The sequence below is a fragment of the Massilia aquatica genome, assembly GCF_011682045.1.
Taxonomy (GTDB): Bacteria; Pseudomonadota; Gammaproteobacteria; order Burkholderiales; family Burkholderiaceae_D; genus Telluria_A; species Telluria_A aquatica.
Genome location: NZ_VVIW01000020.1, coordinates 68,060 through 81,838 on the forward strand (window position 1 = coordinate 68,060; position 13,779 = coordinate 81,838).

General features: G+C 66.2%; 11 protein-coding genes. 8 read left to right on the forward strand and 3 right to left on the reverse strand.

Going from position 1 to position 13,779, the window contains the following annotated elements:
* Positions 1–33: 33 nt before the first annotated feature.
* Entirely contained in the window at positions 34–870 is an 837-nt protein-coding gene (locus tag F1609_RS25625; RefSeq protein WP_167079472.1) for a pyridoxamine 5'-phosphate oxidase family protein, read from the reverse strand.
* Positions 871–1,070: 200 nt separating this feature from the next.
* Between F1609_RS25625 and F1609_RS25630 the strand changes: the two genes are divergently transcribed.
* Positions 1,071–1,997, forward strand: coding sequence for a LysR family transcriptional regulator (locus tag F1609_RS25630; RefSeq protein WP_167079473.1), 927 nt, complete (start codon positions 1,071–1,073; stop codon positions 1,995–1,997).
* Between the two features lie 81 nt (positions 1,998–2,078).
* Positions 2,079–2,561, forward strand: a complete 483-nt coding sequence (locus F1609_RS25635; protein WP_167079474.1) for a hypothetical protein — start codon at positions 2,079–2,081, stop codon at positions 2,559–2,561.
* A gap of 105 nt (positions 2,562–2,666) precedes the next feature.
* On the opposite strand, the gene F1609_RS35270 is transcribed toward F1609_RS25635, so the two are convergent.
* Together F1609_RS35270 and F1609_RS25645 are read right to left on the reverse strand one after the other, a co-directional pair.
* The gene (locus tag F1609_RS35270) at positions 2,667–5,825 is read right to left on the reverse strand and encodes a S8 family serine peptidase (RefSeq protein WP_167079475.1); all 3,159 of its coding nucleotides are present in this window, start codon (positions 5,823–5,825) and stop codon (positions 2,667–2,669) included.
* Between the two features lie 20 nt (positions 5,826–5,845).
* A complete protein-coding gene (locus tag F1609_RS25645) occupies positions 5,846–6,628 on the reverse strand; it encodes an NF038120 family PEP-CTERM protein (protein WP_167079476.1) in 783 nt (260 codons plus the stop codon).
* A gap of 335 nt (positions 6,629–6,963) precedes the next feature.
* On the opposite strand from F1609_RS25645, the gene mepK reads away from it, so the two are divergent.
* From mepK to F1609_RS25675, 6 genes are all read left to right on the forward strand, one after another.
* On the forward strand, positions 6,964–7,500 hold the full coding sequence (gene mepK / locus F1609_RS25650) for a peptidoglycan L,D-endopeptidase MepK (RefSeq protein WP_167079477.1): 537 nt from the start codon (positions 6,964–6,966) through the stop codon (positions 7,498–7,500).
* A 152-nt stretch (positions 7,501–7,652) separates the two neighbouring features.
* Positions 7,653–8,366 (forward strand): hypothetical protein, encoded by a 714-nt coding sequence (locus tag F1609_RS25655; RefSeq protein WP_167079478.1) that lies wholly within the window; start codon positions 7,653–7,655, stop codon positions 8,364–8,366.
* Positions 8,363–8,680, forward strand: a complete 318-nt coding sequence (locus tag F1609_RS25660; protein WP_229422064.1) for a hypothetical protein — start codon at positions 8,363–8,365, stop codon at positions 8,678–8,680. The genes F1609_RS25655 and F1609_RS25660 overlap by 4 nt, the downstream gene beginning before the upstream one ends.
* Positions 8,681–8,779: 99 nt before the next feature.
* On the forward strand, positions 8,780–10,765 hold the full coding sequence (locus F1609_RS25665; RefSeq protein ID WP_167079479.1) for an EAL domain-containing protein: 1,986 nt from the start codon (positions 8,780–8,782) through the stop codon (positions 10,763–10,765).
* A gap of 123 nt (positions 10,766–10,888) precedes the next feature.
* The gene (locus F1609_RS25670; RefSeq protein ID WP_167079480.1) at positions 10,889–12,094 is read left to right on the forward strand and encodes an MFS transporter; all 1,206 of its coding nucleotides are present in this window, start codon (positions 10,889–10,891) and stop codon (positions 12,092–12,094) included.
* Between the two features lie 88 nt (positions 12,095–12,182).
* Complete coding sequence (locus F1609_RS25675; protein ID WP_167079481.1) at positions 12,183–13,622, forward strand: PQQ-dependent sugar dehydrogenase; 1,440 nt, start codon at positions 12,183–12,185, stop codon at positions 13,620–13,622.
* Positions 13,623–13,779 lie beyond the last annotated feature (157 nt).

Genomic DNA, 13,779 nt, shown 5'->3' on the forward strand with positions numbered 1-13,779 from the left:
CCGGCGAACCGGGGACAGACCCCGGTTTTGCAACTATTGCCGACGGGTCCAGCGCAGCGCGAGGGCGCCGTGGGTGATGCGGCCGCGTCCGGCAGTAAAGCGCCAGTGCCGTCCGCCGGCCTGGCCCGGTAGCGCAGCACCCTCGTCCCACACAATCTCGACACTGCCTTCGAGTTCGAGCACGGCGCCGCTGGCGTCGTCGATGAACAGCAGCGCCGCGCGCGCATCGAGCAGCAGATTGCCCAAGGTGTTGAAGTAGCGGTTGCCGCCGAAATCGGGCACGATCAGGGTGTCGCCTTCCATCCGCACGAAGCCGGCCGGCCCGCCACGGTGCGAGATGTCGACCCCGTGCGCGCCGCCGCTGGTGGCAATGAAGAAGGTGTCGGCGCGCGCGATCATGGCGCGCTCGTCCAATCCGTCGAATTCGCGCACTACCACTTCCTCCGCCGCCGCGACCGCCCGCACGTCGCGCAGCACGATGTGCTGCGGGCAGTTGCCGAAGCTTTCGCGCACGTCGATCAGCACAGCGCCGCTGCCCGCGCTGCGCACCACGCCGTTGAGCCGGTTGCGCCGGCGCGTGCCGAAGTCGATGCCGAGCAGCCCGACCGCCTGCCCGGCGCGCAGGCCGCTGCCTTGCACGGCGATGCGCAGGGAGCGTGCGTCAAGACTGCCGATGAAGCCGGGCGCCCCGGCGGCAACCCGCGCGCGCGGCCTGCCATCCGCCTCGACCGTACCGACCAGCACGAACGGCAGCGCCGCAAAGAAGTCGCGGTGCTGGTCCGGCATGCTGGGACGGATGCCGTTGCCATAGCTGATCTCGCCGGCCAGCGCCTGCGCCCTCAACTCGCCTTCGTGATACGGCACGCTCATGCGCCCGCCCACAGTGGCGCGGCGGGCAGCGCTTCGACGCGCCGCACATGGCCCGTCAAGGTCAGGCAGGGGAGGATTGGGGAAGTGGCGTGCATGGCAGCTCGATTCAAAAGGGAACGGAAAAGCCATGCTATCGCTTGCACGCATCAATGAGAATCATGATAATTTGAAAATGATTATTTCAATTACTGGAAGAATGCATGGACCGGTTCGATGAGTTGCAGATTTTCGTGGCGATCCTCGACGCGGGCAGCCTGAGCGGCGCGGCACGGCGCTTGCGCCGCTCGGCCCCGGCCGTCACGCGCGCGCTGGCGGCGCTGGAAGAGCGGGTCGGCACGCGCCTGGTCGAGCGCACCACGCGCCGCCTGGCGCCCACCGAAGCGGGCCTGCGCCTGGCCGAGATGGCGCGCCGCGTGCTGGCCGACTACGACGACGCCGTGCGCGAGGACGATAGCGCGCCCCTGCGCGGCCGCCTGCGCATCACCGTGCCGGCCGTGTTCGGGCGGCGCCACGTGGCCCCGGCCATGATCGACTTCCTCGACCTGCATCCGGCCTTGCAGGTCGAGCTGGTGTTCAACGACCGCAACCTGGACCTGATCGAACACGGACTCGACCTGGCGCTGCGCATCGGTGCGCTGCCCGATACCGGCATGATGGCGCGCCAGGTGGGCCAGGTGCGGCGCGTGCTGGTGGCCAGCCCGGCCTACCTGGCGCGGCGCGGCAGCCCGGCCAGTGCGCGCGAACTCGATGCGCACGACATCATCTTCAGCGAGCAGCGCGGCGCGACCGAATGGCGTTTTCGCGACGGCGAACGCGCCGATGGCCGCGAGTTCGCGGTGCGCCTGGCGCCGCGCCTGATCGTCAACGACATCGACGCCATGCTGCTGGCGGTGCGGGCCGGACGCGGCATTGGCCGACCGCTGTCCTACCAGGTCGCCGACCAACTGGCCGACGGCACCCTGGTGCGCCTGTTGCCCGGCGCCGAACCAGCGCCGCTGCCGGTGCAGTTGCTGGTGCCGAGCGCGCGCCACATGGCGCCGCGCTTGCGTGCGTGCATGGATTTTCTTGCGCAGCGCCTGGGCGCCTTGCCAGAACTGCAGCCGATCCCCCTCCCCAAGCCCGTTTGACGCGCTGCAACGCGGTTGAGGTCGGCCAACGGCGAATCGTATCGCGCTTGCCAAGGTGGTATCGATCCGCGATGATAGGGCATGAAAACATCACCCTCTTCCCTTTTGCGCCTCTGCATCGCAGCCGCGCTGATCGCCGCCGGGACGGCCTGCAGTGAACCTTCCAACACGTCCGCCGCAGCCACGCCGGTGCTGGCGGCATCGGCAACGGCCACGCCGGCGCCCAAGCCGGTTGCCGCCAGGGATACGGCCAGCTCGCTCGGCGAGCGCATCACGGCCGAAATCGGCGACGCCGCCTGCGACGACGCCAGCCAGTGCCACACCTTGCCGGTCGGCGCCAAACCGTGCGGCGGACCGGCCGGCTTCCTGCCCTGGTCGACCAAGCGCAGCAACGGCGAGCTGCTGGCCAGGCTGGCAGCCGAGCAAGCAGCCGAAGAAAGGAAACAAAACGAAAAAGGCGGCATGATGTCGAACTGCATGATGGAGCAGGATCCGGGCGCGACCTGCAGCGCGGGCAAATGCGTGCTGATGCAACGCAGCCTGGGCGGCAGCGACGCCCGCTGAGCGATCGGCGCATTCCCATAAAAAAAGGCTGCGGGCAAGAATGCCGCAGCCTTTTTTACATCCCAGCACACAGGCGCACCCTGCGGCGCGCCTGCTTTCCTTACATTACTTCGCCAGCACCACGGCGCGGCGCGGAGCGTCGAACTGCGGCAGCGGATCGTTGGTATTGACTTCCACCATCGTCAAGCCCTGGGTGGCGCCACCGACCACGTAACGCAGTGCGCCCAGGTGACGCTGGTTGGCCGCCAGGCCCGACCAGCTCATGACCACCGTCGCGGTGCCGCCGACATACGCGCGCGCCGGTACCAGGGCCTTGAAGTTGCCGTTGACGGCGCCTTCGTTGAGCACCCACGACGACAGCTTGTACTCGGCTTCGCCGCCCGCTGGCTCGTAGCCGATCACGCACACCTTGTAGGCGCCCGCAGCCGGCTGGATCAGTTCCACGCGCTCGTTCGAGCCGCCATTGCCGCTGCTGGTAATGGCGCCATTCGGGCCGACCACGATCAGGTCGAGATCCGAGTCGGCGCCGCCGGCGGTGTCGTCATTGAACAGGGCGAAGCGCGCCGCCATGGTGGAGGCCGGCACGTTGACGGTGTGCACGTTCACGCCCGGACCGCCGCCGGCCAGGCAGGCTGCCTGGTAGACGGTGGCGTCGGTGCCCGATTCGCCGATGCTGCGCGTTTCCACGACCGCCGGCAGGAGACCCGACTTGACCGAGGTCATGGCACCGGCGAAGCCGGTGCCGATGGTGATCAGCTTGCTGCCGTCGGCGAATTCGCTCGACACCAGGGCCGGTGCGGCCAGGGCCGAACCGCGCACGGTCAGCGGGCTGCGCACGTTGTTGACGCCGTCCGACCAGACCAGGCTGCCGTACGCCCAGGTGTCGACCGGGGCGTTGGTGCGCGTGACCTTGACCTTGAAGCTCGCTTTCTGGCCGGCGCCGATGGTCAAGGTTGGCGGTTGCACGTCGACCGTGTAGCCGGGCACGCTGGCGGTGGCGTTGTAGGTCGCCGTGCTGGCGCCGACGTTGGTCACGGTGCGGGTCATGCTCAGGCTGCCCAGCACGTTGCCGGCGGTCAGCGAGGCCAGGTTCAGGTTATACGGCAAGATGGTGCCGATCGCCTGGCAGGTCGCCGCGCTGTAGACATTGGCGTTCAGGCCGCACAGGAAGCGCGCGTAGTCGATTTCGGTGGCGTCGTACACCAGGCCCGGATTGGCGGCGCCGTTCGGCGTCACGTGGCCGGCGCCCTGGCCCCATGGCAGGGTACCGGTGGCCTTGGCGGTCTTGTCCCACGCCACCCCGGCGGTCACGCCGTCCGGCTGGGTTGGGTTGGCGCTGGTCATCAGGGCCGACTTGATCGCCGCCGGGGTCCAGGTCGGGTGCAGCTGCTTGAGCAGCGCGGCCAGGCCGGCCACGTGCGGGCTGGCCATCGAGGTGCCCGAATAGAAGGCCCAGTCGCTCGATGGCGCGGCGCCGCCGGCAGCGACCGCGTCGCGCTGCGCTTTCGTCAGGTCGGCGGTAACGCCGGCCAGGATGTCGCTGCCCGGTGCGGTAAGGTCCGGTTTCAGGATGTTGGCGTTGGCCACGTTCGGTCCGCGCGAGGAGCTGCCGCTCATCACCGGCGACGCCACGTTCGGATTGACCACGCCTTTCAGGTCGCCCAGCGAGGCGATGGCGCTGGTCGGATTGGCGGCCATGTAGCTTTTCAGGGTGGTGCCTTCGGCCACCGGCAGGTGCACGGTCGAGAGCGCGTGCGACTGGTTGACGATGCTGTTGTTGGCCGCCGAGACGTTGGCGATGATCGCGCCAACCGCGCCGGCGTCCTTGGCGTTCTGGCTCTTGTTGACCAGGACATTGTTGCCACGGTCGCAGACCAGGATCTTGCCGGCCACCTTGGCCGGGTCGAGCAGCGCGGACACGCCATCGATCGCGCCGAAGCATTGCAGCAGTTGCGGATTGGCCGGATCGACCCCGGCCTTGCCGGCGTCGCGCGCCAGGATCAGCGCGGCCGTGGCGGTCGAGGCATTGCTCGACGTACCGGTCAGCTTGACGCCGTTGCCGAGCGTGGCGCTGCCGACGAACAGGCGGTTGTGGGTCGAGTTGCCGACCGTGGTCAGCCATGGGCTGATGTGCGAGACCGGCGCCGGGGTGGCCACGCCAGGGCCGGAATTGCCGCCCGAGGCCGCCACGAACACGCCGGCGCTGGCCGCGCCCAGGAAGGCCACTTCGGTCGCTTCGTTGAAGGCGCCGCCGCCGGCGTTCGGGCCGATCGAGAAGTTGATCACGTTCACGCCGTCTTTCACGGCTTGTTCGATCGCGGCCACGCTGTTGGCGGTGGCGCAACCGTTCTTGCCGGTCGCGGCGTCGGTCCAGCATACTTTGTACGAAGCGATGCGGGCGCGCGGCGCCATGCCGCTGGCTTTGCCCAGGGTCAGGTTGCCGTTGACGATCGGCGTGTTGGCGTTGCCGCCGGCCGTGGTCGCGGTGTGGGTGCCGTGGCCGCCATGGCCTTCGGCGCCGGCCACCGAGTCACGCGAGGAATTAAACTCGGTCCAGTGCAGGGCCTGGGTCGGCGACTTGAAATAGCGCGCACCGATCAGTTTATTGTTGCAGTTGGTCAGCGCAAAACCTTCGCCGGTGTCGCACGACCCTTTCCAGGTCGATGGCGGCGCGCCGTAGGCCGAGACGGTGCCCGAGTGGCTCGGCACGCCGTTGGCGTCGACCTTGTCGGCGAACGACGGGTTTTCCGGCCACACGCCGCTGTCGACGATGCCGATGACGATGTTCTCGCCGGCAGCGGTCTTGCCGCCGACCTGTTCCCACAGGCCGCCGGCTTTATCGAGGCCGAGGAAGGTCGGGGTGTAGTTGGTGTCCATCTGCATGATGGAGTCGGCCGTGATGTTGGCCACGCCGGCGTCTTTTTTGAGCGCGCGCACTTCGGCGTCGGTCAGCAGGGCGGCAAAGCCGTTCAGGACCACGTTGAAGCGGTGCGTGACCTGGGCCGCGTTGACGGTCGAGAGGACCTGGGATTTCTTGTTGTCGAGATAGGCGATGTAGTTCTGCACATCGGTCGCGTCGACATCCAGGCGCTGGCCGTCGGCCGGCTTGGTGGCGGGCAGGCCGGCTACCTGGCCGGTATAGGTGGCGACCGGCTTGTCGACCAGTTGCACGATGTAGGAACGGCGGGCTTCGTCAGCGGCGGCGGTGGTAGTGATACCGGCCAGCATCAGCATGACGGCAAGGGATACGGGGCGAAGTGTCATGATCAAATTTCCTTGCGTGCTCAGATGGTGGCCGGGGTCGATGCGGAAGCTTTGCTGCGGCGGCGGGTCAGGCCGAGGGCGCCGATACCGAGGCCCATCAGCAGGAACGATCCCGGTTCCGGCACGGCGTTGAAGCTGATGTCGTCGAGCGCGAACTGGGCCTGGCGGAAGGCCGGGTTCTCCAGCGAGTTGAAGCAGCCGCCATTACCGTCGAACAGGCAGGCGTTGATGGTCAGGCTGGTCAGCACTTCGTTGCGGAATTTCTGTTCGATCAGGGCCGAACCGAAGCTGAAGCTGCCGTTGGCGGCCTGGCCAGGAAAGGCCGAGGTGCTCGAGACCACGGTGCCGTCGCCACGGATGCCGGAAAATTGCAGCAGGCCATAATCGCCATCCGCCACATCGGCCGGCGGCAGGAATGCCAGGCTCAGGCTGCCGAGCTGGAACTGCTGGCCGTCGCGCGTGAATTTCACGCCGCCATCGTTAAGGACCGCAAGAAAGTGTCCGCTGGCGCCCGTCGGGCAGCCGAACACCGTGCAGGTATTCGGATCGTTGCTGTTGACCACCGCGCCGAAGGCCGTGCTCAGGTCCGGGCCGTCGGTGTCCGGGCTCGGAAGGATCAGCATCTGGTAGCCGCCTTCGCTGATCGATTCGCCGCTGAGCAGCCCGTTCGGCGTGCTCGATTCGAAAGTGATGGGACTGGCCATGGCCGGCAGCGCGCAAAACAGCGCGGCGACTGCGGCGATCGTGTGGAGTGCGCGGGTGGCGCGCCGTGGGGTACCCAGCGGGGTGACTGTGCGATTCATCTCTTGCCTTATGTTTGAATTATTCGATCAATGGGCGGACAGGTCGATTTGCCTGCTTGCTACTTTTCTTAAAAGTGCAAAAGACTATAGCAAAGGAAATAATTGTTGTAGCAATAATCTCAACGTTGGATATTCATATTTTTTAAGGTTTCGCCAAAGCTTGTTTCGTTTCCTCTATGAAAACGTATCAAAGGTCCGTGACAATTTCGCCACATTTACCAACATTGTTTGTGTTAGATTGACTTGACTCTTTTTCGAAGTTCGCGCGTAATTGCGTGCGCGCGGCGCCGAGGGTGTGTATGATGGACCTTCGTGTATTAGCGTAAGGATCGATCATGAACCCACGCCGCTCATTTCTAAAGAGTTCGGTTGTACTGGCATCGGCACTGAGTCTTCCCGCCATGGCCCGTACCGCCAAGGCTGCACCAGGCGAACGCACCTTGCGCCTGTATAACACCCACACGGGCGAAAGCCTGCGCAGCGTGTTCTGGGCCGAGGGCAATTTCCTCCCGGAGTCGCTGGTCGACATCAACAAATTGTTGCGCGACCACCGCAGCAATACCGTGGCCGAAATCGACCCGCAACTGCTGGTGCTGCTCAACAGGGTCAGCACCCAGCTCGGCAGCAATCCGGTCCTGCACGTCATTTCCGGCTACCGCTCGCCCGAAACCAACCAGAAGCTGGCCGAAGCGAGCGATGGGGTGGCGCGCCACAGCATGCACCTCGAAGGCAAGGCCATCGACATCCGCATGCCGGGCACAAGCCTGTCGCACGTGCACAAAGCGGCGCTCAACGCGCGCGGCGGCGGGGTCGGCTACTATCCCGATTCGCAATTCGTCCACCTCGATACCGGCCGCCTGCGCCGCTGGTAAGCATGCAAGCCCGACGGCGCCGCATCCCTGCGCGCGCCGTCGCGGCGAATGGCGCAATGTCTTTATTGCCAGCACTTTTCCACCTTGTCCTTGCCATTCTGGCCACATCGACCCTGCCCGTTTGCGCGGCGCAGGCGGGTGCGGGCGCGCCCATGCAAACCGTGATCGTGCCTTACGTGCGCGATCCGGTCGACAAGTCCTACCGCAAGATGCTGGCCGGCGTGGCGCGTTTCGAACGCGAGCATGCGCTGGCGCCCGCCGCCAGCCTGCGCTTCCGGCTGCTGCCGCGCCTGCCCACGACCGCCATGCGCGGGGTGGCCGTGCGCATCGCCGGCGAGCGCCTGAGCGTGCCGCTGGCGCTCGATGACGACAACAGTTTTGTCCTGCCGCGCAATCAGGAAGCGTTGCGCGACGACGCCGCCGTGGTCGCCAACCGGCGCGGCGACAGCCTGACCTGGCGCGCCGCCATCCACAGCCCCGGCGTGGCGCCCGGCACGCGCCGCCTGGGCGACCTGCGGCTCGAGTGCCGGGTCGGGATCGAAGCCGGACTGGTGTCGAACAGTTCGCCCATGTTCGGCTGGCTGTCGGAGGCGCTGACCAATGCCGACCAGGTGTGCACCAGCGCCGACGGCAACTACCTGTTCTTCGCCGAGCGCCCCGTGTTCGGCGTCACCGTGCGCCATGGCGCGCGCGCCGAGGTAGTGCCGTTCAACATGCTGTACGCCGGCGGCCGCCTCACGGCCAGCGACCTGCGCTTTTGCGACTGCCAGGTGCTGCTCGAGCGCAGCTTTTACGCCCCGATTTTCGACGCCAGCTGGCCGGATGACGCCATCGTCGAGTTCGAGTACATGGACGACGCGCCATGAGGGGCGCCGCGCTGCGTTTTGCTGTTGTGCTGGCGGGGGCGCTGGTGCTCGGCGCCTGCGCCCACGCGCCCGCGGCGCCGCCGGGCACCTTGGTAACGGCGGAGCAGATGCGCGCCATCCGCCCTGGCGAGAGCACCCGCGCCAGGCTGCTGGCCACCTTGGGGGCGACGCGCAAGGTCAGCTTCGACAGCGGTGTCGAAACCTGGCTGTACCAGTTGCCGGTGGCCGGCGGTTTCGATGAAATCGTGGTGTTGCTCGACGCGCAAGGGGTGGTGCGCAAGCTGCGCCGGCGCGCGCACGTTCCCGCGCCCTGAGCGAGTGCGCTAAAGTGACGGGGCCAAGTCCCGTCTTACGGGAACTAATCCCATCACGCCCTGTCTAACCAGTTCATTCACCCGTTTGCGACGCTGCGCATGAACGATCACCTGGTCCAGTTTTACGAGGACGACGTCTTTCTCATCAAGGGCCTGTCCGACTACATCGGCGACGCCCTCGAGCGTGGCGACAAAGGCATTGCCATCGCCACCAGCGGCCACCTCGACATGCTGCACGAGAGCCTGCACGCGCGCGGCCTGGTCGACGCGCAGGGCCGCAGCGCCGAAGGCAACTATCTCGCCTTGCAAGCCGACCACGTGCTGCCCATGTTCATGGACAACGGCTTGCCCGACGAGCGGCGCTTCCGCAACGCCATCGGCAACGTGATCCGCCAGGCCAGCGAGCGGCACCAGGGTCGCGTGTGCGTGTTCGGCGAAATGGTGGCCATCCTGTGCGCCAGCTCGCACTGCTCGCTCAACGCCGTGGGCAAGCACGACGCCGCCATCCGGGTCGAGCGTTTTTTCAATAACCTGCAGCGCCAGTTCGACTTCGAACTACTGTGCGCGTATCCGCTCAACGCCTTTCCAGCCGCCACCGACGCGCCCATGTTCGGCGAAGTATGCACCCTGCACACCCACGTGCTGCCGGCAGAAAGCTACGACCCCAGCGCCAGCGTGCAAACCCTGCAGCGCACCATCGCCGCACTCCAGCAGCAAGCTTATTCGCTCTCGACCGAAGTGCACGACCGCCGCCTGATCGAACAGGCGCTGCGCGAAGTCAACATCGATCGCCTGACCGGCCTGCCCAACCGCAACGTGTTCCAGGACCGGCTGGAAATGGATATCAAAAAGGCCCACCGCAGCGGGTTGCCGCTGGCCCTGCTGTTCATCGACCTCGACCACTTCAAGGAAATCAACGATACGCTCGGCCACCAGGTCGGCGACATGCTGCTCAAGCAGGTCGGCCAGCGCCTGCAAAACTATGTGCGCGAGAGCGATACGGTGGCGCGCCTGGGCGGCGACGAATTCACCATTACCCTGAGCGAGCTGCACAATGTCGACACCGTCACCGACGTGGCGCAAAAAATCCGCAACGACCTGGCCAAGCCTTTCCTGCTCGGCAATGAGCTGGCGTATATATCGGCCAGCATCGGCATTACCCTGTACCCGCGCGATGCGCAAACGGCGGGCGAATTGCTGCGCAACGCCGACCAGGCCATGTACCAGTCCAAGGACAACGGCCGCAACCGCTTTACCTATTTCACCGCCAGCATGCAGGAGGCGGCCCAGGCGCGCATGGCGATCAGCAACGAGTTGCGGCGCGCCATCGACGAAGACCAGCTCGCGGTCTACTTCCAGCCGATTATCGACATGAAAAACGGGCACATCCGCAAGGCCGAGGCGCTGGTGCGCTGGCTGCATCCCTTGCGCGGTGCGGTCAGCCCGGTCGACTTCATTCCCATCGCCGAGCACACCGGGCAGATCGTCATGATCGGCAACTGGGTGTTCCGCCAGGCCCTGGCGTACGTGCGCCGCTGGCGCCGCTTCGACCAGCAGCTGACGGTCAATATCAATGTCTCGCCGGCCCAGTTCTATCACACCAACGGCGAAAACTGCCGCCACTGGCTGAGCGACCTCAGCTTCGACCCCAACGGCGCCACCGGCCCGCCCGAAGTCGGCATCGAGATTACCGAAGGGCTGCTGCTGGCCTCCAACAGCGTGGTCATGAAGCAATTGCTGGCGTTCCAGCAGGCCGGCATCACGATCTCGCTCGACGATTTCGGCACCGGGTATTCCTCGCTGTCCTACTTGCGCAAGTTTAACCTCGACTACCTGAAAATCGACAAGTCCTTCGTCTACAACCTCGAGCACGATGCCGCCAACGTGGCGCTGTGCGAGGCCATCATTGTCATGGCCCACAAGCTGGGCCTGAAAGTCATTGCCGAGGGGGTGGAGACCGCGCAGCAATACGAGATGCTGCGCCGGGCCGGCTGCGATTACGGCCAGGGCTTCCTGTTCGGCGAACCATTGCCGCCCGATCAGTTCGAAGCGCTGCTGCAGGAGCGCCCCATGCTGAGCGCCTGAACCAGCGCGGCTGGCGCGCGCGTGGCCGGTGACGAAACTGAAATGTCCGCCAGCAATATTCCCGCCGTGACCGTACAATCGTCCAGTGCGCCCTTGCGCCCATCATCCGCAAGCGCGCCCCACATGGACAGCCCACCCCGCACCCGCAACACAATCGCCATTCTCGCCGTCACCCAGGTCTTGTCCTGGGGTACCTTGTACTACGCCTTCGCCATCGTGGCGCACGACATCGCGCGCGACCTGGCCTTGCCGCCCGCCGCCGTGTTCGGGGCCTTTTCGTGGTGCCTGCTGGTAGCCGGCCTGACCGCCACGCCATCGGGCATGCTGATCGACCGCCATGGCGGACGTCTGGTGATGGCCGGCGGCTCGCTGCTGTGCGGACTCGGCTTCATCCTGCTGAGCCAGGCGCGCGGCATCGTCGGCTACTACCTGGCCTGGAGCGTGCTCGGCGCGTCGATGTCGGCCGTGCTGTACGAGGGCGCCTTTGCCACCCTGAACCGCCAGTTCGGCGTCCAGGCGCGCCGGGCCATCTCCAGCGTCACCTTGTTCGGCGGTTTTGCCAGCACCGTGTTCTGGCCGCTGACGGTGCAACTGAACAGCATGGCCGGCTGGCGCCACACTTTCCTGATCTACGGCATGGCGCAGTTGCTGCTGTGCCTGCCTCTGCACCTGCTGCTGGGCACGCCGCAGGCGAGCACCAAAGCGCACCAGCATGCGTCGCAGGGCGCCGATTTCAGCCTCGCGCAAGCGCTGCGCCATGCGGCCTTCTGGAAGCTGGCGTTTGCCTTTTCGGCTAACAGTTTCATTTTCTCGGCCCTGTCGGTGCACCTGATTCCGATCCTGCAAACGTACGGCCACGCCTTGTCGAACGTGGTGTGGATGGCCGCGCTGATCGGGCCGATGCAGGTCGCCGGCCGCCTCGGCGAAATGCGCTTTGCCCGCAACGCGCGCCCGCAAACGGTCGGCATGGTCTGCTTCGCGGTACTGCCCGGCTCCCTGCTGGCCGTGCTGTTCTGGGGCCAGCACCAGGTGGCGGTGGCGCTGTTCTGCATGTTGTATGGATTCTCCAACGGCATCCTGACAATTGTGCGAGGTACCGTGCCGCAGCTACTGTTCGGCGCGCGCAATTACGGCGCCATTTCCGGCGCCCTGGCCGGCCCGGCGCTGGTCGCGCGCGCGGCGGGGCCAATCGCGATCGCCACCCTGCTCCAGTTCAAGGCCTCGCCGGCGCTGCTGTTTTCGCTGCTGCTGGTTTTTTCGCTGGCCTCGCTGGTGCTGTACCTGCTGGCGGTGCGCGCCGGCACCGGCGCCGCCGCCGGGTCGCGCTGAACGGCGTGCGATGGCGCACAGACCGGCGCCTGGCCCGCCCGTATTGTCAATCGCTCAAGACGGTTAACTTTCCTTTCCGGAGATTGACATGCTCACATCGCACCTGCGGATCATCCTGGCCACGCTGGCTCTCCTCCTGCTCTCCGCCTGCGGCTCCGACGACGACGAGCCGTCCACGCCCCCCGCCGGCAACGGCGCGCTGACCGTCAACCTTGCCGGCCTGCCGGCCGGCCTGCCCGCAGTGGTGCGCATCAGCGGGCCGGCTTCCTACGCAAAAACCATCGGCAGCGGCCAGACCTTGGCAAGCCTGGCGCCCGGCAACTACACCGTCAGCGCCGACAGCATCCTGAGCGGCAACCTGAGCTGGAGCGCGAGCGCGCCGGTCCAGACCGCCACCGTGGCCGCCGGCGCCACCGCCGTCGTCAACATCAGCTACAGCAGCAGCACTTTGGCCCTGACGGTGCGCGAAGTGGCCAACGTGAGCGGCGCCGTGTTCCTTACGGCGCCGGCAAGCGACACGCGCCAGTTCATCGTCGAACGCAGCGGGCGCATCCTCGTGATGCAGGATGGCGCACTGCTCGGCACGCCTTTCCTCGACATCCGCAACCGCGTCGCCGCCGTCGGCGAAGGCGGGCTGCTGTCGATGGCCTTCCATCCCAACTACGCCAGCAACGGCTGGTTCTTCATCTACTACACCGACGCCGCCAACAATATCGTGGTCGAACGGCACAGCGTGTCGTCGGCCAACCGCAACCTGGCCGAGCCGTCGGCGGTGCTGGAAATCATCCGGATTCCCCATCCCGGCGCCACCAACCACTATGGCGGCCTGGTCAGCTTTGGCGCGGACGGCTACCTGTACCTGGCCAGCGGCGACGGCGGCGGCGCCGGCGACCCGCAGGGCAATGCGCAGAACTTCAACTCGCTGCTGGGCAAGATGCTGCGCCTCGACGTGGCCGATGCGCGCGGCGCGCAGCCATACCTGATTCCGCCATCGAATCCGTTTGTCGGACAGAGCGGGCGGCGCGCCGAGATCTGGGCCTTGGGTCTGCGCAATCCGTGGCGCTATGCCTTCGACGGCGACCGCCTGTACATCGCCGACGTTGGCCAGGCGAAACGCGAGGAAGTGAACGTGGCCGCAGCCGGCCAGGCCGCCCTGAACTACGGCTGGAACATCATGGAAGGCACGCTCTGCTACAACGCGGCCATCTGCAACAACAACGGGCTGACCATGCCGGCCTTCGAGTACGACCACGGCGCCAACAACGTCAACGGCTGCTCGATCACCGGCGGCTTCGTATACCGTGGCAAGGCGCTTCCGGAACTGGCCGGGCGCTACTTCTATTCCGACTATTGCGGCGGCTACCTGAAGAGCTTCCTGTACAAGGACAACAGCGCCACTGAACAGACCAGCTGGACCATTCCCGACATCGGGTCGATTCAATCGTTCGGCCAGGATGGCGACGGCGAGCTGTACCTGATCGCCGCCACCGGCAAGCTGTACCGGATCGTGCGCGCACCGAAGGCGTGAGGAGGCCTGAAGGTAACAAGTCGGCATGGCGGGGCGAGACGCGTAGCAGCCTGCCGGGCTTGGGGAGTCGAAGCGAAAAAATAGCTGGGCGAGGCCAGATTTTGACGATGTCGCAGTGCCAATAGCGAGCTATTGGCCGAGAAAGCGGCGAAATATG